The organism is Sphingomonas morindae (assembly GCF_023822065.1).
GTDB classification, from domain to species: domain Bacteria; phylum Pseudomonadota; class Alphaproteobacteria; order Sphingomonadales; family Sphingomonadaceae; genus Solisphingomonas; species Solisphingomonas morindae.
The window spans coordinates 3,139,577-3,165,206 of the sequence record NZ_CP084930.1 but is presented as its reverse complement, the minus strand read 5'-3'; the positions used below and the strand labels follow the sequence as shown (position 1 = coordinate 3,165,206).

The window sequence follows — 25,630 nt, the reverse complement described above, 5'->3', positions numbered from 1 at the left end:
CGGTCCCTCTCGGGGCCGCGCCGTTTTCTCGTGTCGCAAAGCAAGGAGCGGGCGGGGCGGTGCAGCCCCGCCGCGCGGCGTCAGGCGCCGGCGCCGTCCGCCAGATCCTCGTCCGTGTCTCCCTCGATCTGCGGATCGAGCGCGGGTTCGGCCTCCTCCGCCAGCTCGGTCGGCGCGCCGCTCTCGTCGATCCGCGCGGCCGAGACGACATGCTCGCCGTCCGCGACGCGGAAGATGGTGACGCCCTGCGTGGACCGGCCGGCGGTGCGGATATCGCCCACGGTGGTGCGGATCAGCTTGGCCTGGTCCGTCACCAGCATCAGCTGCTCGCCATGCTTGGCGGGGAAGCTCGCCACCACCGGACCGTTGCGGCTGGAGGTGACGATGTTGGTGATGCCCTGGCCGCCGCGCCCGGTGCGGCGATATTCATAGGCCGAGGTGCGCTTGCCATAGCCGTTGGTGGTGACGGTGAGGATGAATTGCTCCGCCTTCTCGAAGGCGGCGCGCCGCTCCGCCGACAATTGCGGATCGCCCCGCAGATAGGCCTCGCGCTCCTCGGTGGTCGCCTCGAAGCCGGCGAGGATCGAGAGCGAGATCACCTCGTCGCCCGCCGCCAGGCTGATGCCGCGCACGCCGGTGGAGGTGCGGCTCTGAAATTCGCGCACATCGGTGGCGGCGAAGCGGATCGCCTTGCCGCCGCGCGTCGCGAGCAGCACGTCGTCGCTCTCCTCGAGCAGCGCGACGCCGACCAGCCGGTCGGTCGCGTCCTCGTCGAAGCGCATCGCGAACTTGCCGTTGGTCGGGATGTTGGTGAAGGCGTCCATCGCGTTGCGGCGCACCGATCCGTGCGCGGTGGCGAACAGGATGTGGAGTTTGCCCCATTCCGATTCATCCTCGGGCAGCGGCAGCACCGTCGAGATGGTCTCGCCTTCGGCCAGCGGCAGGATGTTGTTCATCGAGCGGCCGCGCGCCTGGGGCGCGCCTTCGGGCAGGCGCCACACCTTGAGGCGATACACTTTGCCGGCGGTGGAGAAGAACAGCACCGGCGTGTGAGTGGAGGTGACGAACAGCTTGGTGACCGCGTCCTCATCCTTGGTCGCCATGCCGGACCGGCCCTTGCCGCCGCGCTTCTGCGAGCGGAAGCTGTCCAGCGGGGTCCGCTTGATATAGCCGCCGAGCGTGACGGTGACGACCATCTCCTCGCGCTCGATCAGATCCTCGTCGTCGATATCGTCGCCCGCCGGCATGATGGCGGTGCGGCGCGGCGTCGCGAAATCGGCGGCGACCTTCTCCAGCTCCTCCACCAGCAGCGCGTAGAGCCGCTCGCGATTGCCGAGAATATCGAGCAGCTCGCCGATCGAGGCGGCGAGCTGGCGCAGCTCGTCGCCGATCTCGTCGCGCCCCAGCGCGGTCAGCCGGTGCAGGCGCAGATCGAGAATGGCCCGGACCTGGGTCTCGGACAGGCGATAGGTCTCGCCCGCCTCCACCGTCTCCACAGCCTCCACCAGCGCGAGATAGGGCGCGATCTCGCCGATCGGCCATTCGCGCGCGAGCAGCGCCGCACGCGCCTCGGCGGGCGAGGCGGAGCCACGGATGATCCGCACCACCTCGTCGAGATTGGAGACGGCGACGACCAGGCCCAGCAAGATGTGCGCCCGCTCGCGCGCCTTGAGCAGCTCATATTTGGAGCGGCGGGTGATCACCTCCTCGCGGAATTGCACGAAGCTCTGCAAGATGTCGCGCAGGCCGAGGATTTCGGGGCGGCCGCCGCGGATCGCCAGCATGTTGGCGGGGAAGCTCGATTGCGCGGGCGTATGGCGCCACAGCTGGTTGAGCACCACGTCGGGCGTCGCGTCGCGCTTGAGATCGAGCACGATCCGCACGCCCTCGCGCGAGCTTTCGTCGCGGATGTCGGAAATGCCCTCGATCCGCCGCTCCTTGGCGGCTTCGGCGATCTTCTCCACCAGGCCCGACTTGCCGACCTGGAAGGGGATTTCGGTCAGCACGATCGAACGGCGATCGCCGCGCCCTTCCTCGACGATATGGCGCGAGCGGACGATGATCGAGCCGCGGCCGGTGTGATAGGCGTTGCGCGCGCCGCCCTGGCCGAGGATGAGGCCGCCGGTCGGGAAATCCGGGCCCGGTACGATCTCCATCAGCCGCTCGACGCTGATCATGGGATCGGCGATCAGCGCCTTGCAGGCGGCGATCACCTCGCCGAGATTGTGCGGCGGCACATTGGTGGCCATGCCCACCGCGATGCCGCCCGCGCCGTTGACGAGCAGATTGGGGAAGCGCGCCGGCAGCACCACCGGCTCGCGCTCCGACCCGTCGTAATTGGGCTGAAAGTCGACCGTGTCCTTGTCGATATCGTCGAGCAGCGCGTTGGCGGTGCGCGCCAGCCGCGCCTCCGTATAGCGCATCGCCGCCGGCGGATCGGGGTCCATCGAGCCGAAATTGCCCTGGCCGTCGATCAGCGGCAGCCGCAGCGACCAATCCTGCGTCATCCGCGCCAGCGCGTCGTAGATGGAGCTGTCGCCGTGCGGATGGTATTTACCCATCACGTCGCCGACCAGGCGCGCCGATTTGCGATAGGGCCGGCCGGCGACAAAGCCCGCCTCATGCGCGCCGAACAGGATGCGGCGGTGTACCGGCTTCAGCCCGTCCCGCACATCGGGGAGCGCGCGGCTGACGATCACCGACATGGCATAGTCGAGGTAACTCGACTTCATCTCGTCGACGATCGAGACGGGGGAGATATCGCTAGGTTCGATGGTCGGGGGCGCGCTGGCCAAAGATCGGTCCGTTCAATGGTTATCGGGATGGGCGCGCACGAGGGCGCCGCTCCCTGTCCTAGCCGAGGCGGTCCGCCAGCGCCACCCCGCGCGTGCGCCCGCGCGCGAGGCGGCAAGGGCCAAGGCGGCGCCCGCCCGGTTGCCGCGCCGCGGCCAAGCCACTACATGGCGGAACGCCCCCGCAAAAGGCGGGGGCACGAACGCCATCGAACGGCGTACCTGCGGGCAATGCCCCGCCAATTGACCGGAGACACGGTTCCATGGCCGAAAAGCCCAACAACCTTCAGGATATGTTCCTGAATTCGCTGCGTAAGTCGAAGACCCCGGTGACGATGTTCCTGGTCAAGGGGGTGAAGCTGCAGGGCATCATCACCTGGTTCGACAATTTTTCCGTGCTGCTCCGCCGCGACGGTCAGTCGCAGCTGATCTACAAGCACGCCATCTCCACGGTCATGCCCGCGCATCCGGTCGATCTCGCGCCGATCGAAAAGGCGTTCGCCGAGAACAAGCGCGCCACGCTGCTGCAGGAGATTTTCCTCACCGCCGTGCGCAACGCCGCCGAGCCCGTCACCATGTTCCTCGTCAATGGCGTCATGCTCCAGGGCGAAGTGGCCGCCTATGATCTCTTCTGCCTGCTGCTCCGCCGCGATGGCATGAGCCAGCTGGTGTACAAGCACGCCATCTCCACCATCCAGCCCCTGCATCCCGTCAATCTCGCGGACAGCGACGAAGACGAGGACGAGGATTGAGCGGCTTCCAGCGCGAGGACGGCTTCGCCCGCGGCGGGCGGGCGCTGGTCGTGCTGCCGGAGATCGGCGCGCACAGCCGCTCCACCGAGGCGCGGCTGGACGAGGCGGCCGGGCTCGCCCGCGCCATCCATCTCGACGTGGTCGAGAAGATCGGCTTCCGGCTGCGCGCGCCCAAGGCCGCCACGCTGATCGGTGCGGGCCAGGTGGAGCATCTGGCCGAACAGGTGCGGCTTGCCGAAGCCGAGCTGGTGGTGGTGGACGCGGCGGTCACGCCGATCCAGCAGCGCAATCTCGAGAAAGCGCTGGGCGCCAAGGTGATCGACCGGACCGGCCTGATCCTGGAGATTTTCGGCGAGCGCGCCGCCACGGCCGAGGGGCGGCTGCAGGTGGAGCTGGCGCATCTGGATTACCAGGCGGGCCGGCTGGTGCGCTCCTGGACCCATCTCGAGCGGCAACGCGGCGGCTTCGGCTTTCTCGGCGGTCCCGGCGAGACCCAGATCGAGGCGGACCGGCGGATGATCCGCGATCGCATGGCCAAGCTGCGGCGCGAGCTGGATCAGGTCAGCCGCACGCGCGGCCTGCACCGCGAGCGGCGCCGCCGCGCGCCCTGGCCGGTGGTGGCGCTGGTCGGCTATACCAATGCTGGCAAGTCGACGCTGTTCAACCGCATGACCGGCGCGGAGGTGATGGCGCAGGATCTGCTCTTCGCGACGCTGGATCCGACCATGCGGCACATCCGCCTGCCCGGCATCGACAAGGCGATCCTGTCCGACACGGTGGGCTTCGTGTCGGATCTGCCGACCCAGCTGGTCGCGGCGTTCCGCGCCACGCTTGAGGAGGTGACGACCGCCGATATCATCGTCCATGTCCGCGACATCGCCCATCCCGATAGCGAGGCGCAGGCGGGCGATGTCGATCATGTGCTGACCGAGATCGGCGCCACCGGGCCCGATGGCGTGCCGGTGCTTGAGGCGTGGAACAAGATCGACGCGCTCGACGAGGAGGCGCGCGAGGCGGTGCTGGCCGAGGCGGCGCGGCGCGACGATGTCGTGACCGTCTCGGCGCTGACCGGGGAGGGGGTGGACGGGCTCGGCCGCGCGCTCGCCGATCGGCTCAACCGGGGCGCGCGCGTCCATCATCTGGCGCTCGATCCGGCCGATGGCGCCGCCATCGCCTGGCTCCACCAGCATGGCGAGGTGCTGGCGCGGTGCGACGGCGAGACCGCGGTGGAGCTGGACGTGCGCCTCTCGGAGGCCGACTGGGCGCGCTTCGGCGCGCGCGGGGAGGAGACGCGGGCCGAACCGGCCGGCGAGTGAAAGCGCTTGTCATATCGCATCAAACCATGCCAGCCTTCGCGTCGGAGCCGGCCATAGAGCCGGCCCGCATGTGGAGAGCGAGTGTATGACAAGCGATGCGGATAGCGATCTCGGCTGCAACAAGACCGACCTGAAGCTCGTCAAGCGCAAGAGCGAAGCGGATCATGGCGCCACGACGCCCAAGGCGAGCCCGGCGCCCGGCAAGGAAGGGGATGCCGCCGCGCGCGGCTGATCTCCCAAAGCACCAGGCTTCCGCCCGCGCACGCCGCCGGATGTGGCGGGCGGAATGCTATTTGTGTGAAGCGCTTATTCGGCGTCCTTGACGGCCTGCCACAGGGCTTCCTGGGCCGCGAGCGGGAGGGTTGCGAAATCCTCCGGCGCGCGCTGTTCCATCGCTTTGAAGCGCCGCTCGAACTTGGCGTTGGCCGCGCGCAGCGCCGCCTCGGCATCGATCCCGACATGGCGGGCATAATTGACCATGGCGAAGAGCAGATCGCCGAACTCCTCGAGCCGCGCCTCGGGGGAAGCGGCGGCATCCAGTTCCGCCCATTCCTCGGCCACCTTCGCGCGCGGCCCGGCCGCATCAGGCCAGTCGAAGCCGACGCGCGCGGCGCGTCGCTGGAGCTTTTCGGCGCGCAGCAGCGCGGGCAGACCCAGGGCGACGCCGTCCAGCGCGCCGGTCTCCCGCCGCGCGGCGCGCTCCTCGGCCTTGATCGTCTCCCAAGACGCGCGCACGCCCGCCGCATCGGTCGCGGGCGCCGCGCCGAAGATATGCGGGTGGCGCGCCTCCATCTTGCGGGCGATCGTGTCGATCACATCGGCCAGAGTGAAGTGGCCGGCTTCCTCGGCCATCCGCGCATGGAACACGACCTGCAGCTGAAGATCGCCCAGCTCGCCCTTGAGATCCTCCATGTCGCCGCGCGCGATCGCGTCGGCCACCTCATAGGCTTCCTCGATCGTGTAGGGCGCGATCGATGCGAAATCCTGCGCCACGTCCCAGGCGCAGCCGCTCTCGGGATCGCGCAGCCGCGCCATGATGGCGACCAGCCGCTGGATGGCCTCGGCCGTGCCGCTCGGCATGGCGGTGGCGGAAGAAGGCGGGGTCATAAGAGGCATGTCCATGATGATGGCGATGCACGGCCCTAGCAGGCGGCACGGCGACGGGCCATTGCGAGAAGCGCCGATGGGCTCGCTTTAGTCTCTCGGCGCACCGCCGACGCCATCAACAGGGGGCGTAGGGGAATGCCACCCGCGATCCACATACAAAGGTGTGATAAGCTACATTATGTAAAGGGCAACGATGAAGCAGGCGCTGAACAGGCCCGCCCAGATCAGCCCGTAGCGTAGCAGACGGCCGCGTGGCAGCCCTCGTCCGGACACGCGCGCGCCCACCAGCACCAGCGCGCCCAGCAGCGCGACGATGCCGGCGGCCTGATCCCCGGTCACGCGAAATCCAGTTCCATGCCGTCATAGCCGGGCCTGACATGATCCGGCAGCTCCGCGCACAAGGTGCGATAGTCCATGCTGTTGTCCATGTGCATCAGCACCGCGAGATCGGGCTTTAGCCGCCCGATCCAGCCCAATGCCTGGTCCACCGTGGGATGCGTCGGATGCGGCTTGCGGCGCAGCGCATCGAGGATCCAGACATGAACGCCCTTGTAGAGCGCCGCCATTTCGTCCGTCAGCGCGTTGAAATCCGTGGCATAGGCTGCCGAATAGCCATTCCAGTCGAAGCGCAGCCCGGCGCTCTGGATGTTGCCGTGGGGCTGATCCGTGGCGCGCACGCGGATATCGCCGATCATGAAATCATCGGGCAGCTCATGCGCGCGCACGGTCGGCGGATAGCCATCCTTGCCCGCGAAGGCGTAGTAGAAACGCTCCTGGAGTGATTTGAGCGTCGCCGGCCGCGCATAGCCTTCCAGCGCGGCGCGGTTGAGGATCACGATCTGGCGCAGATCGTCGATGCCATGGGTGTGGTCGGCGTGATCGTGCGTCCAGATCACCGCGTCGAAGCGGCTCGCGCGCGCATCGAGCAGCTGCTCGCGCAGATCCGGCGTGGTGTCGACAAGGATGCGGGTCTGGTCGGTCTCGACGATGATCGAGGCCCGGCGGCGGCGGTTCTTGGGCTCGTTGGGATCGCAGGCGCCCCAGTCATTGCCGATCCGCGGCACGCCCGAGGACGTGCCCGAGCCCAGCATCCTGATCCTCATGCTTTTGCTTTCGTGAACAAGTTGAAGAAGTTGGCGGCCGTTGTCGCGATCAGCTCGGAAGTCTCGACGCCACGCAGCCCGGCCAGGAAGCGCGCCGTGTCCGCCACCATGGCGGGCTCGCACGGCTTGCCGCGATGCGGCACCGGGGCGAGGAACGGCGCGTCGGTCTCGATCAGCAGCCGGTCGGCCGGGATGGTGCGCGCCGTCGCCTGCAGCGCCGCCGCATTTTTGAAGGTGACGATCCCCGAGATCGAGATGGACAAGCCGAGCGCGATCACACGGTCGGCAAAATTCTGCGAGGCGGTGAAGCAGTGGATCAGCGCCGGGAAGCCGCCCTTCCCCATTTCCTCCGCCAGGATCGCGGCGGTGTCGTCCTCCGCGTCGCGGGTGTGGATGATGAGCGGCAGGCCGGTCTCGCGGGCGGCGGCGATGTGCGCGCGGAAGCTGCGGCGCTGGCGCTCGCGATCGCTGTGATCGTAGAAAAAGTCGAGCCCCGTCTCGCCGATGCCGATCACGCGCGGATGCGCGGCGGCGTCCACCAGCGTGCGCGTGTCGACATCGGGATGCGCATCGGCCTCATGCGGATGGACGCCGATCGACGCCCAAACATCGGGCTCGCGCTCCGCCGTGGCGATGATCGTCGGCCATTCGTGCTGGCGCGTGGCGATGTTGAGCATGGTGGTGACGCCGGCCGCGCGCGCGGTGGCGAGCACCTCGGCCTGGCGTTCCACCAGCTTGGGGTAATCGAGATGGCAATGGCTGTCGACAAGCATGGCCGGCAGATAGGCCGCCCGGCCGCGCAAGCCAAGCCGCCGCACGCCGATCAGGCCGGCGCGGGTTCCAGCCGGGGGAAGACGCCCTGCGGTGGCGGGAGCGCGATGCCCGGCGTCAGCGGCACCGCCAGCGCGGCGAGATCCCGCGCATCCTCGGCCTGACCCAGCTGGTCCAGCAGCGCGTCGGCCGCGCCCGGTATCGCCCAGCGCACAAGGATGGCGAGCTGGCGCACCGCCTCGGCGGTGGCGTAGAGGACCGCGTCGGCGGCGGCGGGATCGGTCTTGCGGAGCGCCCAGGGCGCCTGATCGGCGAACCAGCGATTGGCCTCGCTTACCCCTTCCCACACGATCTCCAGCGCGCGGTTGAGCTGGAGCGCGTCCATCGCCTGGCCGATGCGCGCGGCGAGCCCGCCAAGGTCCGGCCCGGACGCGGTGCCCGGCGCGGGCACCCGCCCCGCGCATTGCTTGGCGATGATCGACAGGCAGCGCTGGGCGAGATTGCCGAGGCCGTTGGCGAGATCGGCGTTGATCCGGGTGACGATGGCGTCGTCCGAATAGCTGCCGTCCTGGCCGAAGCTCACCTCGCGCAGCAGGAAGTAGCGCAGCCCGTCGACGCCGTAGCGCTCCGCCATTGCGGCCGGATCGATGACGTTGCCCGTCGATTTCGACATCTTCTCGCCACGGTTCAGCAGAAAGCCGTGGCCGAAGACGGCCTTGGGCAGCGCCACCCCGGCGGCCATCAGAAAGGCCGGCCAATAGACCGCGTGGAAGCGGACGATATCCTTGCCGATGATGTGGATATCGGCCGGCCACCAGCGTTCGGCGAGCGCCGGATCGGCGGGCCAGCCCGCGCCGGTGAGATAATTGGTGAGCGCGTCCACCCAGACATACATGACATGGCCGGGGCTGTCGGGCACGGGCACGCCCCAGTCGAAGCTGGTGCGCGAGATCGAGAGATCGGCCAGCCCGCCCTCGACGAAGCGGATCACCTCGTTGCGGCGCGCCTCGGGCTGGATGAAATCGGGATGCGCGGCGTAATGGGCGAGCAGCCGGTCCTGATAGGCGGACAGGCGGAAGAACCAGCTTTCCTCCACCGTCCATTCCACCGGCGTGCCCTGCGGCGAAAGCCGCTCGCCCACGGCGCCGGCGATCAGCTCCTCCTCGCCGTAAAAGGCCTCGTCGCGGACCGAATACCAGCCTTCGTAGCGGCCCAGATAGATGTCGCCATTGGCCGCCATGCGCCGCCACAATTCCGCCGAGGCGGCATAGTGATCGGCATCGGTGGTGCGGATGAAACGATCATAGCTGATCGTCAACTGATCAGCCATCGCCTTGAAACTGGCGGACATTTCATCCGCGAGCTGGCGCGGCGTGAGGCCGCGGGCACGCGCCGCCTGGGCCATTTTGAGGCCATGCTCGTCGGTGCCGGTGAGGAAGCGCACGGGCCGCCCTTCCAGCCGCCGCCAGCGCGCGATCGCATCGGTGGCGATCGCCTCATAGGCGTGGCCGACATGGGGGCGGCCATTGGGGTAGCTGATCGCGGTGGTGATGTAGAAGGGCTTGGTCATCGCCGGCTGTCGGGCTCGCTGGGCTGGAGCGACGCGAGCAACCCGGCAAGCTCGAACACCGTCGCCTGGGGATCGAGCGAGAGGCGCACCGCGCTCCCGGCCAGGTCGCGCGCCTTCTCCCATGCTTCCAGCGCGGCGGCAAGCGCCGGGCCGCGCCGGGTGCGCGCCGCCGTCGCGATGCGCTGCGGCACCCGCTCGAGGAACAGCTCGTAGCGCGGCTGCGCGGCCTTGGACGAAAGCGCCCGTGCCAGCGCCGCGCGGCCGCCATTGTCGCGGTCGCCCTCAGCGAGGATCGCCGCCATCGCGGCGTCGAGCGCGGCGACGTCCAGCCCGGCATAGCGCACCGCCCGGCCGGGCGCGCCCTCGCCCACCGCCACCAAAGTGTCGATCTCGGCGGCCTCCGCCTCGGGCAGCGCCTGGCGCAGCGCCGCCGCCATGGCGGGCGGCGGCAAGGGGGTGAAGCGCAGCACGCGGCAGCGCGATCGGATGGTCGGCAGCAGCCGCGCGGGCGCATGCGACACGAGCAGGAAGAGCGAGTGCGGCGGCGGCTCCTCGAGCAGCTTGAGCAGGGCATTGGCGCCGGGCCGCTCGAGATCGTCCGCCGCGTCGACGATCACCACGCGCCACGGCGAGAAGCTCGGCGCGGTGGCGAAAAGCCGGCCGAGCCCGCGCACCTGATCCACCGTGATCGAGCGTGCCTGGTCCTTGGTCTTGTCGCGATAGAGGCGCTCCAGCCGCATCAGATCGGGGTGGCTGCCCGCCGCGACCAGCCGCGCGATGCGGTGATCCTCCGGCGTTTCCAGCCCCGGCGCGGCGATCGGCGGCCCGGCCGCCTCGGCCAGAAGGCGCACCGCCGCGGCCTGGGCGAAGCTGGCCTTGCCCAGCCCCGCATCGCCCGCGAGCAGCCAGCCATGGTGCATCCGCCCGCTCGCCCAGGCCTCGCGGAAGGCGGCGATCTGCGCATCCTGGCCAAACAGCCGCATCATCGCCTCACAGCCCGTCCAGCGCGGCGAGCAGCCGCGCGGTCACCGCCTCGGGCGCGCCATCGGCGGCGATCGGGCGGATCCGCGCCGGCTCGGCCTCGGCCAGCGCGCGGAAGGCGCGCGTCACCGCGGCATGATAGGCCGCATCGCGCGCGCCGAAGCGATCGCCCTCCGCGCCGTCGCGCCGCGTGGCCCGGGCCAGCGCCTCGGCTTCAGGCAGCAGCAGCAACAGGGTGCGATCGGGCATCAGCCCCGAGGCGCCGACCTCGTGCAGCACGCGCAGCCGGTCCGCGCCGATCCCGTCCGCCGCGCCCTGATAGGCGAGCGAACTGTCGAGGAAGCGGTCGCACACCACCCAGGCGCCCGCCGCGAGCGCGGGCTTGATGGTGCGCGCGACATGATCGGCGCGGGCGGCGGCGAAGAGCAGCGCCTCGGCGCCGGGCGTCCAGCGATCGCCCGCGCCCTCCAGCAGCAGCGCGCGGATCGCCTCGGCGCCGGCACTGCCGCCCGGCTCGCGCGTCTCCACGACGTCATGGCCGCGCGCGCGGAGCGCCTGCGCCAGCGCCCGCGCCTGGGTTGACTTGCCGACGCCCTCCCCGCCTTCCAGCGTGATGAAGCGGCCGCTCACGCGAGCCCGAGCAGCGCCTTGAGCGAGGCCCAGACGCGACCGAAGAAGCCCGCCTCGCCCACATCATTCTCGGCCACCAGCGGCATCACCTGCTGGCCCGTATCGCCCTGCACGACGAGATCGGCGATATGCTGGCCCGCCTTGATCGGCGCCTTGATCGGGCCGTCATACACAACCTTCATCGGCGGCGCGGGGATCTGCGCCTTCTGGCCGAGAATGCCGCCGGGCGCGGCGGCGCCGAGCGGCACGGTGACGGCGAGATCGCGCGGCGCGACCAGGCCGACGCTGCTGGTGCCGCCGCCCTGCACCTCGGCGGTCGTCACGCGCTTGCCCTTGGCGAAGAGCGGGCGCGCGCGCCACGCGGAGAAGCCCCAGTTCATGAAGGCGACCGATTGCTGGATGCGCTCGTTCACACTGTGCATGCCCGCCAGCACGATCACCAGCCGCCGCCCATTCTGCTCCGCCGAGCCGGTGAAGCCATAGCCGGCCTCCTCGGTATGGCCGGTCTTCAGCCCGTCGGCGCCGGCCACGCGGCCGAGCAGCGGATCGCGATTGTCCTGGGTGATGGCGGCGCCGCCCATCGTCTTGCCCCAGGTGAAATTGGGCTTGGAGTAGAACTGCTTGTAGAGATCCGGATAGTCCCGGATCGTAGCCGCCGCGAGGGTCGCGAGATCGCGCGCGGTGACATAGGTGACGCCATTGTCGGGCCAGCCATTGGCGGTGCCGAAATTGCTGTTGCGCATGCCCAGCGCCTCGCGCTGCTGGTTCATCAGGTTGACGAAGGCCGGTTCGGTGCCGGCGATGCCCTCCGCCAGAACGACACAGGCGTCATTGCCCGAGAGGGTGATGATGCCGGCCAGCAGGTCCGACACCGAAACCTGCTCGCCGGGCGAGAGGAACATGGTCGAGCCCGCCTGCGGCCCGTGCCAGCGCTGCCAGGTTTCGGGCCGCACGGTGAATTTCTGGTCGAGCTTGAGCTGGCCGCTCTTGATCAGGCCGAACGCGACATAGACCGTCATCATCTTCGCCATCGAGGCCGGCGGCATCCGGTAATCGGGCTGCTTGGCGAAGAGAATGGCGCCCGAACTCAGATCTTCCATGAAGGCCACGGGCGCGGGCGTCTCGAACGGCGGCGGCGCGGCCACGGCGGTCGCCGTCAGCGCGAGGAGCGGGGCGAACGCGATACCGGAGGCAAGCTTCATGGGGGTGTCGTTCCGTCTGATAAGGTCTGGTCGAGAAGAACCGCGCCTTGATAGCCGCGCGCGCGCAGCCGCGCCAGCGCCGCCGCGCGGCTCGCGTCATCGGGATAGGGGCCGGTGACGACGCGATAGCCGCCGCCCGTCGCCTCCACCCGCCCCGCTTCGCCGGACAGCGCGGAGGCGAGCGCGTCCGCCGCATCGGCATCGGCGGGGGTGGCGCTGGCGGGCGCCGCGGGAGGCGCGGCATAGGGCGCTGGCGCGGGCGCGGCATAGGGCAGGGGCATGATCGGCGCGGGGGACGGCAGGCGCGGCGCCGGCCCCGTGCCCAGCGGCGAGGCGGTGGGCGTCACCCGCGCGAGCATCACCGGATAGCCCCGCCGCAGCTGCTTGCGCTGGTCCGCGCTCGGCTGCACCCGGCGCACCCGCACCAGCGCGCGGCCCATCCGCTCGATGCCGAGCGCGCGCGCCGCCTCGCGGCTGAGATCGAGCACGCGATCGCGCGCGAACGGGCCGCGATCGTTGATCCGCACCAGCATGCGCTCGCCCGTGTCGAGCCGGGTCACCTCCACATAGGAGGGCAAGGGCAAAGTGGTGTGCGCGGCGCTGGCGCGACGCTTGTCGAAGCGTTCGCCATTGGCGGTCGGACGGCCCTGCTCGCGACTGCCGTACCAGCTGGCCTCGCCGATCGTGTCATAGCCGCGATCGTCCGCGGGCACGTAGAGGCGGCCGGCCACTGCATAGGGGCGGCCGAGCCGGACGGGCGTGTCCGCCACCAGCTGGTGGACGCCGCCGCCGCAGCCCGCGAGCAGCAGCGCGACGAGAAGGGCGGCGCCGCGCCGCGCTTCAGCCCGCCACCGCATCCGCGAGCAGCCCCACCGAAAGCGCATAGAAGTTGGAGCAGTTATAATCGAGGATCACGCGATAATTGCCGAGCGCCAGATAGGCGGGCTGGCCCGGCCCGTCGGGCTCGATCAGGCTCGCCTGCGCCTCGTCGGGCACCGCCCCGCCCGCGATCTGGCGCACGCCGAGCGCGCGCCATTCGCGCATCGTCAGCCAGCGCGAATGACGGGCATGGACGCGCGGACAGCGCGGGCTGATTAGGCGCGAGGCGAGCGCGGCGCGATCGAGCGTCGCCGGCACCTCCGCCTCCACCGCCCAGGGCTGGCCGGCGCGCCATCCCGCATTGACCAGATAATTGCCGATCGAGGCGAGCGCATCGGCCGGGCTGGTCCAGATATCCGCCTTGCCATCGCCATCGCCGTCGCGCGCGAGGCGCAGATAGACCGAAGGCAGGAATTGCGGATAGCCCGTGGCGCCGGCCCAGCTGCCGACGAGCTGGCCGCGCGGGATGCCGCGATCGAGCAGTTGCAGCGTGGCGATCAGCTCCGCCTCGAACAGCGGCCGCCGCCGCCCTTCATAGGCCAGGGTCGCCAGCGAGCGGATCAGATCGAAATTGCCGGTATAGCCGCCATAATTGGTCTCCTGCCCCCAGATCGCCAGCATGATGCCGGGGGGCACGCCGGTTTCGGCGCTGATCCGCGCCAGCGGGCCGCGCACGCGCTGATAGGCCGCGCGGCCGCGCGCGATCAGATCGGGCGAGACATGTTTGGCGCGATAGGGCGCGAAGGCCGGCGCCGCCGGCGCGGGCGCCGCCCCGCCGCTCGGCGTGCCGCCGGGCTGCGACTGGTCGAGCGCGATGACGCGCGGATTGAGCGTGAGCGTCGGCAGCACCTGATCGAGCGTGGTCGCCCGCACCCCGGCGGCGATCGCGCGCGTCCGTACCTGCCGCAGATACGCCGCGAAGCCGCTCTGGTCGGCCGCGAGCGGCGCCGGTTCGGCGAACTGCGCCGCGAGCGGCGTCGCCGCCGCCGCTATCGCCAGACAGGCCGCGCTCATCCCCGCCCGCCACACGCTCCCGCTGTTCAACCCTGGCAAGCCCGCACCTCCGCTCTGGAGCCCGCTTCTGGCACAGCCGGCCTGCGGCGTCAGCCCGGCTCGTCGCGCCGCCGGCACGGCACGCGGCGGCGACGGCCGCGCTTTTCCCCTCGCGAGCCCCCGCCGCGCCTGCTATCGCCACGCCGCCGGACAGGTGGCCGAGTGGTTTAAGGCAGCGGTCTTGAAAACCGCCGTGGGTTCACGCTCACCGTGGGTTCGAATCCCACCCTGTCCGCCAGCGCCGCCCGCCGCCCGCCGGCCGCCCCGCCCCGCCCCCAGAATTCAGGCCAAGGGATTGCGCACCTGTAGAATTCCTAGGTGCGCGCTTAGGGACTCTCACAGGGCTTGGCTTACATCTTCTAAGGCGCCGATTGCTAGAAACGCGGCTTGCGATTTCGATCAAAGGAGCGGCGCGCGTGAATAATCTGTCTATATCGCGGAAGCTTATGCTTTGCTTCGGCGTCATGCTCCTGGTCTTTGGAGCGGTCAGCATCTTGTCCGTCTCGCGCCTTGGCAGCGTGGCGGGGACCGCCGCCGAGCTGGGGGGCGAGAAGCGCGCCCGGGTCGCCGCGTCGGCCGCGATCGATGTCGCCACGTCCGATATGCGCGTGGCAGAAGGCGCGCACTTCCTGCTCACCAACCCCGTCCAGCTCGCCCAGGCCGACGCGGCCTTGAGGGTATTGCGCGCCCGCATCACCGAGCGTCTGGCCTGGCTTCAGTCCCGCACCACCGATCCCCAGCTCCGCAAGCTCCTGCGCACCTATCAGGAGCATTATTTCGCCTATGTCGCGAAGTCGGACGCGAGCCTCGCGCTGTGGCGACGCCACCAGATCCCCGAGGCGCTGGCCGCCTTCCGCGCCGACCGGGCGCTGTATGACAATCTCAACGACACGATCGCCGCCGTCCAGGCGCGGCAGGCCCAGATCATGACCGATCTCGTCGCCGAGGCGCAGGGTCAGGCCGATGCGGCGCGCACGATCATCGTGATCGCGAGCCTCGCCGTGGGCGGCCTGTGCATCGCCATGTTCGTGCTGCTCGTGCGCGGCATCGCCACGCCGATGCGCCAGGTGACCGATGGGCTGGCGGCGCTGGCCCGGGGCGACATGCATTTCCGGCTCGCGCTCAGCGAACGGACCGACGAGGTCGGCCAGCTGGTGCAGGCGTCGGAACGGCTGCGCGATCAGCTGGCGGCGGCGGAGCAGGCCAAGGCGGAACAGGCGCAGCTGATCGTGACGAGCATCGGCAGCGGGCTCGACGCGCTGTCGCGCGGCGATCTCACCTATCGCGTCACCGCCGAGCTGCAAGGCGTCTTCGCCCAGCTCAAGAGCGACTATAATGGCGCGCTCGACGCGCTCAACGCCACGCTCGCCGCCTTTACCGAGGCGGCGGCTGGCATCAGCAGCGGCTCGGCGGAGATCCGCCAGGCCTCCGAGGATCTCTCCAGCCGCACCGAGCAGCAGGCGGCGAGCCTCGAGGAAACGGCGGCGGCCTTGTCGCAGGTCACCACCACGGTGCGCGCGGCGGCCGCCGATGCCCAGCGCGCCAATGGCGTGGTCGAGGCCGCGCGGGGCGAGGCCGAGCAATCGGGCCAGGTGGTGAAGCGCGCGGTCGAGGCGATGGAGGGGATCGAGCGCACCGCGCGCGAGATCAACGACATCATCAGCGTGATCGACGGCATCGCCTTCCAGACCAATTTGCTCGCGCTCAACGCCGGTGTCGAGGCGGCGCGCGCGGGCGATGCCGGCAAGGGCTTCGCCGTGGTCGCCTCCGAGGTGCGCGCGCTCGCCGAACGCTCCGCCGAAGCCGCCAAGGACATCAAGGCCAAGATCACCGCCTCGGGCGAACAGGTGGCGAGCGGCGTCGATCTCGTCACCGAGACGGGCAAGGCGCTCGGCCGGATCGTCGCCTCGGTCGGCGAGATCAGCGGGCTGATGGGCCAGATCGCCAGCTCCGCCGAGGCTCAGTCGGCCGGTCTCACCCAGGTCAACACCGCCGTGTCCGAAATGGACTCGATGACCCAGCAGAACGCCGCCATGGCCGAGGAGGCGACCGCCGCAGCGCGCAGCCTCGCCGGCCAGGCGGACCAGCTCTCGACGGAGGTCGCGCGCTTCCGCCTGACTGCGGCGCCGCGCCCGCTGACGGCGCCGAAACCCGTCACGCCAAGCCGATCGCGTGTCACCACCCTGCCCCGCGCCCGCGCCGCCGGCCATCGCGCCAGCGCCGTGGCGGCCGCCGCGCCCGTCCTGTCCACGGCGGAGGACAGCGAGGCCTGGACCGAGTTCTGATCCCGCGTGGCGCCCAAGCCGCCGCGCGGCGGTGCGGCGCGCCATGGCGGGCAGGACCGGGCCATTGGTCCCAATCCCGCCTGTCTGCACGCGGGGTGAGCCGCAGCCGCGCCGGTCGGCGCGGCGGCGGCTCCGCGCGAGACGGCCGGCGGTGGAACCGGGAATCCGCAAAGCGCCCGCTCGGACGCCACACGATCGTGAGCGAGATGGTGCGACGGTGCGCGGGTGCGACGGCAGCGGCCTTGCCTGCAGAGTGACGCTGCCCGCCTAGCGCTCCGCCTTTCCGAGACGGATGCGAGACGGCCGCGTCCTTGCCGATCGTCGATCCTTTCGAGACGATCGAGCCGGCCTGACCGGGCAAGAGGACCGATGCGCGGCCCTGCCTCAATAGGCCCCGCTTGCAAGCTGACGCTTCCGGCCGTGTGCGGCAACGGCCACCCCTATTGCGGGGCATGGCGCGGGTGTTGGGCACGCTTGGACGCGCCACTGGCCCGTGCCTATGCGAGCCCAGCTTTGCGGGAGGTGCTTCGGCTGACGGTCGATGCAGAGGCTGTTCAGCCCTCCGGCACGCCCGACCTCGATCGATCCCGTCGATCCGGGCGCATCGGGCCACGCCATATCCGGTCCGCGCGCGGGCGTGCACACGGCCTTGCGAGGCGGGTCATCGGCGCGCGGACCGCCGACGCGGATGGCCCCACGTGGCTTCCGCCGCCGGACCGGCTCGGCGACGTGACGCTTGCGGACGTCGCACGGGCTGCCACAATCGAAGATCATCGCAAAGCCGTGAAACGCGGGGCGCGGTCACCAGGGTCGGCATGGACGCCCCACGCTGAGGCCGTCGCGGCCCTGGCGGATCGTGCGCCTCGCCGCCTCCAGACAGTGCGATCGATCCTCTGAGCCGCGACGGTCGCGCGCCGCGACGTGCGATCTGACCATCTTCCCACCGGACTTCGGCGGGACGCGGGGATCGGTCGCGCCCGGTTGAGCCGCCGAGCGCGGCGGGTGCTCGCCCGGCTCGCCCGAAATCGCGTCGGCTCGATCGCACAGCCCCTCCGGAATGGCGGAGTTCACCGCCAGAGCGGACGCGGTTCCCGCTCCGAAGCGGCTTTCCGGCGCGACCCGTCACTGGTCCGGTTCGGGGGAGTTAACTATGGTGGCGTGATCCATGGCTATCCGGGGGGACAAGCCTTGTGCAAGCCGACCATGACCGATCCGGCCAGCCTTCTCGAATCCGACGAGGATCAGCTCGCCTTCTTTGCGGCCGCGCTCATCAGCGACGATCCGGCCGATCTCGAGGATGTGCTGGCACTCGTCGCGCGCGCCAGGGGGCTGACACTCGATGCCCCGGCGCCGCGCATGAGCCATGGTCTGCATTCGTTCCCATCCGCACTCGCGCCGCCACCCGCCGCGCCTCATGCGTCCGATCCGCCAACGCCGTCCCGATCCCGTCCGCGCGCCGCCGAGCGCGCGCGGGCGCGCATGGAAAGTCGCCGCGCGGCGCGCCGTGCCCGGCGCGGTCGCCCGCCGAAATAAGCCACGCACGCCGCGCCCTCGCGACGCGCCGCGCGACCGTCCGGCCGGCACCAGGCCGCCGCGTCGCGGCATGCCCCGCCAGTCCCGCGCGGCGCGCCGGCCGCGGCGTCGGGACCGCGCCGGACAGAGGGTGGCGCGCGGAAGAACCGCCTGACGCGTGCGCGCCGCGGAGCCCCGCGCGTCGCGTGCGGACCGGCAAGGATATGCCCTGCCCCGCTGGCCGCGCGAAGTGGATCGCGGCTGGCGGCCATGTCGGGCGCCGGGGGGCCGGGCGCGGCGACGAGGCTACCGAGCCCGCGCGGAGGCGCTCCGTATCCGCCTCGCCGCTCTCGCGCGAAGACAAGCCGCGCCTTCCGACCGGGCCGCTCGCTGCCGCAGCCCGATCAGGCCAGCCCGGCATGGCCGCTTACGCGGCGGCCGCGCGTCCGACCTTCGGGCGAATCGCCTGCTAGCGGCTGCTGCCCGACGCCGGGCGCGGCGGGACGCCGGCGAAGGTGACGAGGCTTTCGGAGCCGTCCCGCGCCAGCGCCGAGACGCCGAAGAAATGATCGTCGATGTTGACGCGCGGCAGGACCGCCGCGCCGGTGCCGGCGGGATAGTCGCGCGCGTCGCTCCAGTCGGCGGTGTCGGCCCGGCGCCAGCGGACGCGATAGCCGGCCGCGCCCGGCACCGCCGCCCAGCGGACCTCGGTGTCATCGCTCAGCGCGCCGCTGATCGAGGCCGAGGCGGGCTGGGCGGGCGCGCGCGCCAGATCGCGGATCACCGCCATGTTCAGCGCCGTCACCCGCGTCAGATAGGGGAAATCAACCATGTCCAGCGTGTCGCCATAGCGGCGCCCGCCTTCCTTGCGGACAGTCTGGTGCTGGCGATCGTAATTCTCGGTGGCCTCGGTGAAGCGCACCGCCGGCACGCCCATGGCGAGGAAGGGCAGATGATCGCCGCCGCGCTGGAAGCGATCGGGGCGGCGGATGGCGAGCACCTCGAGCCCGATGCCCGGCTCGGCACGGGCGATCCGAACCACTGCCTTGGCGAGGCTGCGCGAGCGGCCGTCATCCTCGCCGCCGATCGCGCGCTGCGTCTTGGCGGCGGCGGCATCGCCCGCCTCCTCCAGACCCTCGGAAAAGACGCGCACGCGATTGTCGACATGCTCGCCGCCGATGCCGTGCGTGTTGCCGACAATGTCGTTGTTGAGCACCGCCGCCACCGTCCAGCCGCGCGCCTTGGCCGTTTCGGCGAGCAGCTGGCCACCCCACAGCCCCTGTTCCTCGCCCGACAGCAGCGCATAGACGATCGTCGCGTCGAAGCGCTGTTTCGAGAGCAGCCGCGCGGCCTCGAGCACCAGCGCCACGCCGGAGCCGTCATCATTGGCGCCGGGCGCATCGCTGGTCGCATCCATCACATCGTTGACGCGGCTGTCGATATGGCCCTGGACGATGATCACCCGCGCGGGGTCGCCCGTGCCGCGCTGGATCGCGAGGACATCCTCCACCCGCACCCCGGCGGGCGCGCGCGGGCCGGTGAAGCTTCGGCCGATCGTCTCGACCCTCAGACAGCCGCCGCAGCTCTTGCCGATCGCCGCGAACTGCGCCGCCCCCCAGCGTCGCGCCGCGCCGATGCCGCGATCGGGCGCGTCGGTGGTGGAGAGGGTGTGGCGCGTGCCGAACGCCACGAGCCGCGCCACGGTGGCGCGCAGCGCGGCGGGATCGGGGCGATCCGTATCGGCGGCGAAGGCGGGTGCAGGCATGGCAGCAGCCAGGGCGGCGAGGAGAAGAACGCTACGCATGACCGCGTGATAGGGGGTTTCGCCGAGCGACGCCATGGTCGGCCGCCCGCCCGTCTCGCGCGGCTCAACGCGGGCGCGGAAAGCGGCTCGATTCGACCGAGATGATGGCGCCGCCGGACTGGCCAATCGGGATGGCGGCGGTGCCGTAGAGCGCATGGGCGCCGTTGGAGCCGATCATGGCGCCCATCTCGCCATGCACGCCGCGCCTCGGCGCGTCGGAGGGCGCGAGGCCCGCCCGCGCGGCATCGACCCCTTGCTCGTCGCTCTGGGCGAGAAGCGCGGCCTTTTCGGACTCGGTGAGGCGCAAGGTTCCGGGCGCCGGCGCCTGCGCGCCACCGGCTCCCGCCGCCAGCATCACCCCAAGGATCAGCGCCACGCAACGGGCCGGGGAGAAAAGCAACGCCATGGCCCTTGCTAGCCCAGCGCGCGGGCGCCGGCAATCAAGCGGCGGCACGGCGGCGCGGCGGGCGCCGCAGGGCGAGACGCGCGTGCCGTTCCGTCGATGGTCCGGATGCAGGGGCGCCGCGCCGCTCCCGCACGGGCGCCGCACAGGCGGGGATGAGGGCCGCGCGAGAAGCGGCGTGCGCTTCGCAAATGAGGCGTGATGGACTGTCGCCCGCTCGTTCCGGCCACGCCAGCCGCGCGAACCGCGCTTCGCACCGGATCCCGCTTGCCCGCTTCGCGGTGGGCATCGCACCGAAGACGTCGAGCCGAGAGAAGAAACCTGCGCCGGATCGGCCACCGCTTCCTCTCCGGATGCCGCCGCAAATCGGGCGGCTGATCGGATCGCGGCGCAGGCCGAGCCCCGCGCGCCAAGCCACGGGCTTATCCGCGCGCCCGAACGCCGGCCAGGATCACCCGGGCCCGAAGGCCGGACCGGATCACCCGCGCCCGGCCGAGCGCGTACCGGCCGGCGCGGCAGCCCTGCGCCGGCGTTGCCCGATCCCTGCACGCCGGGCACGAAAAAGGGCGGCGGCCGATCGGCCACCGCCCCTGTCGCCACTTCGCACGCGCCCTTAGAAGGCGGTGGAATAGGCCTCGTTGCCGACGAAGCCGAATTTCTCGGCCTGCGCCTTCTTCACCGTCGCGAGAATATTGTCGACCACCTCGTAGCGGGTGTTGGGGTCGGGCTGCAGGTGCAGCTCGGGCTCCGGACTGATATTCTTGGTCAGGTCGATATATTGGCGCAGCGTCACGATGTCGGTCGGCGTGCCGTTCCAGAAGATCTGGCCCGCCGCATTGGTCGTGATGCTGTTCTTCACCGGATCGATCGGCGGCGGCGCCTGGTTGGGCTGATTGACCGGAAGGTCCAGCTTCACCGCGTGCGTCTGGATCGGGATGGTGATGATGAACATGATGAGGAGCACAAGCATGACGTCGATCAGCGGCGTCGTGTTGATGTCCATCATCGGCTCGCCTTCGGCGGTGCCTGCGGACATTGCCATCGTATCTACTCCGTTCTGATCGTCAGATCCGCCCCTCGCCGCCGGGGGGCGGTTCGGAGATGAAGCCAACCCGGGCAAAGCCCGCGCGCTGCAGATTGGTCACCACGCCGCCGACGCACTTGAACGGGGTGTTCACGTCGCCGCGGATATGCGCCTCGGGAAGCTCGAGCCCAGCGGCGTTGGGGCCACCCTGCTTGGCGATCTCGGCCTTGAGCTTCTCGACCGAACGATCGATCAGCTCCTTGGAGTCGACCTTGGTCTGCCCCCAGAACACCTCGCAGGAACCGTCGGCCCCGCCCTTGACCGAGAGATTGACATTCTCGGGCTTGGTGGTGGTCGGCTCGTTGCGAACGCTCGGCAGCTTGAGCGGCACGGTCTGGATCACAACCGGAACCGTGATGAGGAAGATGATGAGGAGCACCAGCATGACGTCGACGAGCGGCGTCGTGTTGATGTCCGACATCGGCGCGTCGTCTCCGCCTTCGGAGCCCACACTCATGGCCATCGGATGTCGTTCCTACTCGTATCTCGCGCCGCTCCCGGAGAGCGGCGCCGTCGGGGAGGAGCGGCGCGCACGCCGCTCCCCCACGTCGCATCAGGCCTTGGTGGTCTGCACGCCCGAGGCGGTGGTCGCGACCTTCGCCTGACCGGCCTTGGTCAGGCCATAGGCGGGACGGACCTTGCCCTCGGAGACCATGTAGCCATGGACGTCGTTGGCGAAGGCGAACAGCCCCTCCATGATGACCTTGTTACGACGCAGCAGCCAGTTGTAGGCGAGCACGGCCGGAACGGCGGTGATCAGGCCGAGCGCGGTCATGATGAGCGCCTCACCGACCGGACCGGCGACCGCGTCGATCGACGCCTGACCGGCGGCGCCGATCTTGATCAGCGCGCGGTAGATGCCGACCACGGTGCCGAACAGACCGACGAACGGCGCGACCGAACCGACGGTGGCGAGGAAGGGCAGGCCGCTCGAGAGCTTGGCGCCGATCGAGGCGGTCGAGCGCGAGATCGAGCTCTGCACCCACTCATGCTGGTCGATCGGATCGGTCAGCAGGTGGTGCTGCTCCTCGGCGAGCAGGCCGTCGTCGACGATCTGACGATAGGCCGAGTTCTTGTCGAGCTTGCCGGCCGCGTCGCGCAGGTTGGGCGAGCTCCAGAAGCTGCCGCGCACCTTCTTCGCCTGGTTGATGATGCGCTGCTGCTCCAGCCACTTGGAGAAGAGGATGAAGATCGAGATGGCGAGGCTCAGCACCAGGATGGTGAACACGGACTGCGAGATGAGCCCGCCTTCCTTGAGCGCCGGGATAAGACCGTAAGGATTGGCGCCGGGGGCGGCCGCGGTGGGGGTCGTCATGGTCGTCGGTTCCTTAAAGGTTCTGTGCGTTATGTGCGTTCGCGGAAGCGAGGGAGGAGGCGGACCTCACTCCTTCGGGATCTGCCAGACAACGGTGCTGCTGTAGGCGGAGGGAATGCCGTTGCCCGCGGCGTCCTTCGCCGGGGAGAAACGGGCCCGCCGCACGAGCAGCTTGCACGCGGTGTCGTCGAGATCCGGATGACCGCTCGAGCTCGTCACCGTGCAGTTCGTCGCGCGGCCGGTGCCGTCGATATCGAGCTTGAAGCCGACACGGCCCTGCTCCTCGTTACGCAGCGCGGCCGGCGGGTAATCGTCGGTCGTCACCCAGCCGCTCGGGCTGCCCTTCGGCTTGGCGCCGACGGCCTGGCTCGGCCGCGCCGGGGGCGCCGGCGGAGACGGGGGCGCGGGCGGCGCGACGATCGGGGGCGCGGGAGGCGGCGGGTTGAGCGTCGTCTGCGTCGCGATCGGTGGGGGGGCGGCGGGCGGCTGCACCAGCGGCGGCGGCGACACCGGCGGCGGAGGAGTCTCCACCTTGGGCGTTTCCGGCGGCGGGGGCGGCGGCTCCTCCGGCGGGGGCGGCGGCTGATCCTGGATGTCGATAACGTTCAGGTCCTTGGCCGCCTTTTTGATAACATTATAGGCGAGCCCGGTGACCAAAGCGTAGCCGACGGCCGCCATGATGACGAGCGTTACGACGAACGCGATCGTCTTCTCCTTGCTCTGATTTTGGTCGACGTAGGCCATTAAAGAGAGCCACTCCGTGGGGGTCGAAAGGCTACGGCATGACGGAGTGGCCGTGCGTGCGCGCAACATTGCGAGCGGCATGGCCCCCCTGACCGTGCGTTCATGCTATGCAGCGAAGGAAATTATGTCCATCCCTTAACGAAGTGGTTGGACAGTGCTTATGCATCTTATCGTGTGGGCAACCGCTCGGGGCCGCGATCGGCCCGGCGATACAAGGGACAGAAGATGAGATTTCTAACCGCTGCCGCCCTGTGCGCTGCGACGCCCGCGTTTTTCTTCGCACCCGCAGCAGTAGCCCAGGCACCTGTGGCGACGAGTGTTTCGGGCGCGGGCCTCGGCTATTCCGATCTGGTCGATCTCGCACTCGCAGCAGAGGTTGTGGCGAAGGTCACGATCACCGACGCGGTGCGTCTGAAGGATGCCGACGCGGCGGGCGTGCCGCCCGACCTGATGCGCCTCTATGTGGAAGGCGACGTTACCGCGCTCATTTCGGGACGGGGCGGGCTTCCCGCCCATGTCAGCTGGTTGGCCGAGGTGAAGCCCGCCCAGCCGAATCATGTTCCCAAGCTCCGCAAGGCGGAGTTTCTTCTCTTCGCACGGCGGGTGCCCAACCGTCCCAATATGCTCCAACTCGTCGCGCGTGGCGCGATGCTGCCCTGGTCGCCGGCGATCGATCAGCGGAGTCGCGCCATCCTCACCGACACGCTGGCCCGCTCGGCGCCGCCCGCGATCACCGGCGTCGGGCATGCCTTCCATGTCCCGGGCAGCATTCCCGGCGAGGGCGAGACCCAGATTTTCCTCAAGACGGCGGACAGCCGGCCCGTCTCGCTCAGCATCCTGCGGCGCCCGGGCGAGGAGCCGCGCTGGTCGGTGGCGCTTGGCGAGCTGGTGGACGACGCCGCCCAGGCGCCGCAGCGCGACACCTTCCTCTGGTATCGCCTCGCCTGCGGCCTGCCCGAGACGCTGCCCGACGATTCGGTGGCCGATCAATCGCCCGACGATGCCGCCGCGGCGCGCGCGGACTACCAGCTGGTCCGCCAGAAGCTCGGCGGCTGCGGGCGGCTCGTCACGCCGGGTTGAGCGGCGCCGGGCGGGCCTCGGCTCCGTCCAGATAGACGAAATCGCGGGGGTAGTGGCGGAGATGCGCGCCCCCGTCGACATAGAGGATCTGGCCCGTCACGCTCTCCGCCTGCGCCAGATAGGCCACCGCCTCGGCGATCGCGGCGGCCGACGGCGTCCGGCCGAGCGGCATCAGCGCGGCGGCCCGGGCAAGGCCGGTATCGCCATAATCCGGCGTCGCCAGCGTGAGCCCGGGCGCGACCCCGCACACGCGCGCGCCCGGCGCCAGCTCGCGCGCCAATATCTCGGTCGCGCCAGCCAGCGCCAGCTTGGCGAGCGTGTAGGCGAACTGATCGCCGTGCGGCGCGGCGATTCGCTGGTCGAGCAGGTTGACGATCACCGCCCCCGGCCCCGCCGCCGCCGCCGCGACATCGCGCGCGAGCAGCACGGGCGCGACGCAATTGACCGCATAGTGAAGATGGAGCGATTCGGCGGTGACCGATTCGGGCCGATCCTCGGCGAAGCGCGACGCATTGTTGACGAGCAGGCGCGGCGCCCGGCCGCAGGTTGCGATCACCTCGGCCAGCAGCTCAGGCGGCGCCGCGCCATCGGCCAGATCGGCGACGAAGCAATGGTGCGCCGCCCCCGCCGCCGCCAGCCGGGCGGCCGCCTCGGCCTCGAGCGCGCCGGGCTGATGGGCGTGGAGCGCGAGATCATAGCCCGCCTCGGCGAGGCGCGCCGCCACCGCCGCGCCGATCCGGCGCAGGCCGCCCGTCACCAGGGCGAGCGGCCGGGCGCTCATGGCCGGTGTCGCACCAGCCGGATGCCGATCTCCTCGCCATCCTGCGAAATGGCGAGCTTGACGATGTCGATCGCGACTTTGCGCACCCGCTCATCCTCGGCGAACAGCGTCATGGCGACATGATCCGCCACCGCCTCGACCAGCGTGAAATGCAGGCCGGCGGGCAGCGATTCGGTGACGGCGCGCTTGAGATCGAGATAATTCTTGGTCGCGGCCAGCGGCGTATCGGGCGCGAACCGGCCCTCGGGCAGGGCCAGGTCCACCGTAACCGAGACCCGCAGCGGCTGCGGCAGGTGCGTTTCCTCGGAATAGATGCCGGTCAGCACCTGCGCCTCGATGCCCGAGACGGTGAGTTGCAGCAGATCGTCACGCATGGCGCAGCCGCCTAGCCGTGTGACGATCCCGCGGCAAGGCGCCTTTCAATTCGAGCGCGAACCGCTACATCGCCGCCTCTTTCGCGCGAGGA

Annotated in this window: 26 protein-coding genes and 1 tRNA gene; 8 read left to right on the top strand and 19 right to left on the bottom strand. The window is 70.3% G+C overall.

The features are described from left to right. Positions 1-80 precede the first annotated feature (80 nt). A complete protein-coding gene (gene gyrA, locus LHA26_RS15425; protein WP_302898021.1) occupies positions 81-2,795 on the bottom strand; it encodes a DNA gyrase subunit A in 2,715 nt (904 codons plus the stop codon). Between the two features lie 239 nt (positions 2,796-3,034). Here gyrA and hfq point away from each other — a divergent pair, with 239 nt between their 5' ends. From hfq to LHA26_RS15410, 3 genes are all read left to right on the top strand, one after another. Beyond that, positions 3,035-3,544 carry an RNA chaperone Hfq gene (gene hfq / locus LHA26_RS15420; protein ID WP_302898078.1) on the top strand — a complete coding sequence of 170 codons (510 nt, stop codon included), beginning with the start codon at positions 3,035-3,037 and terminating at the stop codon, positions 3,542-3,544. After that, positions 3,541-4,860, top strand: a complete 1,320-nt coding sequence (gene hflX / locus LHA26_RS15415; RefSeq protein ID WP_252166458.1) for a GTPase HflX — start codon at positions 3,541-3,543, stop codon at positions 4,858-4,860. The genes hfq and hflX overlap by 4 nt, the downstream gene beginning before the upstream one ends. Before the next feature lie 85 nt (positions 4,861-4,945). Then, entirely contained in the window at positions 4,946-5,092 is a 147-nt protein-coding gene (locus tag LHA26_RS15410) for a hypothetical protein (protein WP_252166457.1), read from the top strand. 74 nt (positions 5,093-5,166) lie between these two features. Here LHA26_RS15410 and mazG read toward each other — a convergent pair whose 3' ends face one another. From mazG to LHA26_RS15355, 10 genes are all read right to left on the bottom strand, one after another. Beyond that, a complete protein-coding gene (gene mazG / locus LHA26_RS15405; RefSeq protein ID WP_252166456.1) occupies positions 5,167-5,967 on the bottom strand; it encodes a nucleoside triphosphate pyrophosphohydrolase in 801 nt (266 codons plus the stop codon). Between the two features lie 171 nt (positions 5,968-6,138). After that, on the bottom strand, positions 6,139-6,306 hold the full coding sequence (locus tag LHA26_RS15400; protein WP_252166455.1) for a hypothetical protein: 168 nt from the start codon (positions 6,304-6,306) through the stop codon (positions 6,139-6,141). Further along, positions 6,303-7,070: an MBL fold metallo-hydrolase gene (locus tag LHA26_RS15395; protein ID WP_252166454.1), complete on the bottom strand. Its 768-nt coding sequence runs from the start codon at positions 7,068-7,070 to the stop codon at positions 6,303-6,305. Before LHA26_RS15395 ends, LHA26_RS15400 begins: the two co-directional genes overlap by 4 nt. Further along, entirely contained in the window at positions 7,067-7,843 is a 777-nt protein-coding gene (locus LHA26_RS15390; protein ID WP_252168417.1) for a TatD family hydrolase, read from the bottom strand. The genes LHA26_RS15395 and LHA26_RS15390 overlap by 4 nt, the downstream gene beginning before the upstream one ends. 50 nt (positions 7,844-7,893) lie before the next feature. After that, positions 7,894-9,411, bottom strand: coding sequence for a methionine--tRNA ligase (gene metG / locus LHA26_RS15385; protein ID WP_252166453.1), 1,518 nt, complete (start codon positions 9,409-9,411; stop codon positions 7,894-7,896). Continuing rightward, positions 9,408-10,397, bottom strand: a complete 990-nt coding sequence (locus LHA26_RS15380) for a DNA polymerase III subunit delta' (RefSeq protein ID WP_437441222.1) — start codon at positions 10,395-10,397, stop codon at positions 9,408-9,410. Before LHA26_RS15380 ends, metG begins: the two co-directional genes overlap by 4 nt. 4 nt (positions 10,398-10,401) lie before the next feature. Beyond that, positions 10,402-11,022 carry a dTMP kinase gene (gene tmk / locus LHA26_RS15375; protein ID WP_252166452.1) on the bottom strand — a complete coding sequence of 207 codons (621 nt, stop codon included), beginning with the start codon at positions 11,020-11,022 and terminating at the stop codon, positions 10,402-10,404. Continuing rightward, positions 11,019-12,224: a D-alanyl-D-alanine carboxypeptidase family protein gene (locus LHA26_RS15370; protein ID WP_252166451.1), complete on the bottom strand. Its 1,206-nt coding sequence runs from the start codon at positions 12,222-12,224 to the stop codon at positions 11,019-11,021. The genes tmk and LHA26_RS15370 overlap by 4 nt, the downstream gene beginning before the upstream one ends. Continuing rightward, on the bottom strand, positions 12,221-13,081 hold the full coding sequence (locus tag LHA26_RS20180; RefSeq protein ID WP_367890725.1) for a septal ring lytic transglycosylase RlpA family protein: 861 nt from the start codon (positions 13,079-13,081) through the stop codon (positions 12,221-12,223). Before LHA26_RS20180 ends, LHA26_RS15370 begins: the two co-directional genes overlap by 4 nt. Next, entirely contained in the window at positions 13,065-14,117 is a 1,053-nt protein-coding gene (locus tag LHA26_RS15355; protein ID WP_252166450.1) for a lytic murein transglycosylase, read from the bottom strand. Before LHA26_RS15355 ends, LHA26_RS20180 begins: the two co-directional genes overlap by 17 nt. A 187-nt stretch (positions 14,118-14,304) precedes the next feature. Here LHA26_RS15355 and LHA26_RS15350 point away from each other — a divergent pair. The 4 genes from LHA26_RS15350 to LHA26_RS15340 all read left to right on the top strand — a co-directional run bounded on the left by LHA26_RS15350 (position 14,305) and on the right by LHA26_RS15340 (position 17,974). Next, a tRNA-Ser gene (locus LHA26_RS15350) sits at positions 14,305-14,394 on the top strand. Between the two features lie 178 nt (positions 14,395-14,572). Then, positions 14,573-16,441 carry a methyl-accepting chemotaxis protein gene (locus LHA26_RS15345; RefSeq protein WP_302898020.1) on the top strand — a complete coding sequence of 623 codons (1,869 nt, stop codon included), beginning with the start codon at positions 14,573-14,575 and terminating at the stop codon, positions 16,439-16,441. Between the two features lie 369 nt (positions 16,442-16,810). Then, positions 16,811-17,338: a DUF5946 family protein gene (locus tag LHA26_RS20175; protein ID WP_367890724.1), complete on the top strand. Its 528-nt coding sequence runs from the start codon at positions 16,811-16,813 to the stop codon at positions 17,336-17,338. 306 nt (positions 17,339-17,644) lie between these two features. Further along, complete coding sequence (locus tag LHA26_RS15340; RefSeq protein WP_252166448.1) at positions 17,645-17,974, top strand: helix-turn-helix domain-containing protein; 330 nt, start codon at positions 17,645-17,647, stop codon at positions 17,972-17,974. 448 nt (positions 17,975-18,422) lie between these two features. Here the strand turns inward: LHA26_RS15340 and LHA26_RS15335 are convergent, their stop codons facing one another. From LHA26_RS15335 to LHA26_RS15310, 6 genes are all read right to left on the bottom strand, one after another. Beyond that, a complete protein-coding gene (locus tag LHA26_RS15335) occupies positions 18,423-19,757 on the bottom strand; it encodes a M28 family peptidase (RefSeq protein WP_252166447.1) in 1,335 nt (444 codons plus the stop codon). A gap of 64 nt (positions 19,758-19,821) precedes the next feature. Then, entirely contained in the window at positions 19,822-20,133 is a 312-nt protein-coding gene (locus LHA26_RS15330; protein ID WP_252166446.1) for a hypothetical protein, read from the bottom strand. A gap of 640 nt (positions 20,134-20,773) precedes the next feature. After that, positions 20,774-21,202: an ExbD/TolR family protein gene (locus LHA26_RS15325; RefSeq protein WP_252166445.1), complete on the bottom strand. Its 429-nt coding sequence runs from the start codon at positions 21,200-21,202 to the stop codon at positions 20,774-20,776. 22 nt (positions 21,203-21,224) lie between these two features. After that, complete coding sequence (locus tag LHA26_RS15320) at positions 21,225-21,707, bottom strand: ExbD/TolR family protein (protein WP_252166444.1); 483 nt, start codon at positions 21,705-21,707, stop codon at positions 21,225-21,227. Between the two features lie 90 nt (positions 21,708-21,797). Continuing rightward, the gene (locus tag LHA26_RS15315; protein ID WP_252166443.1) at positions 21,798-22,559 is read right to left on the bottom strand and encodes a MotA/TolQ/ExbB proton channel family protein; all 762 of its coding nucleotides are present in this window, start codon (positions 22,557-22,559) and stop codon (positions 21,798-21,800) included. Positions 22,560-22,625: 66 nt separating this feature from the next. After that, positions 22,626-23,303, bottom strand: a complete 678-nt coding sequence (locus LHA26_RS15310) for an energy transducer TonB (protein ID WP_252166442.1) — start codon at positions 23,301-23,303, stop codon at positions 22,626-22,628. A gap of 306 nt (positions 23,304-23,609) precedes the next feature. On the opposite strand from LHA26_RS15310, the gene LHA26_RS15305 reads away from it, so the two are divergent. Continuing rightward, positions 23,610-24,383 carry a hypothetical protein gene (locus LHA26_RS15305; RefSeq protein WP_252166441.1) on the top strand — a complete coding sequence of 258 codons (774 nt, stop codon included), beginning with the start codon at positions 23,610-23,612 and terminating at the stop codon, positions 24,381-24,383. On the opposite strand, the gene LHA26_RS15300 is transcribed toward LHA26_RS15305, so the two are convergent. Both LHA26_RS15300 and LHA26_RS15295 read right to left on the bottom strand, forming a co-directional pair. Then, positions 24,370-25,164, bottom strand: coding sequence for an SDR family oxidoreductase (locus LHA26_RS15300; RefSeq protein ID WP_252166440.1), 795 nt, complete (start codon positions 25,162-25,164; stop codon positions 24,370-24,372). The genes LHA26_RS15305 and LHA26_RS15300 overlap by 14 nt on opposite strands. Beyond that, positions 25,161-25,538, bottom strand: coding sequence for a dihydroneopterin aldolase (locus LHA26_RS15295; RefSeq protein ID WP_252166439.1), 378 nt, complete (start codon positions 25,536-25,538; stop codon positions 25,161-25,163). The genes LHA26_RS15300 and LHA26_RS15295 overlap by 4 nt, the downstream gene beginning before the upstream one ends. Positions 25,539-25,630 lie beyond the last annotated feature (92 nt).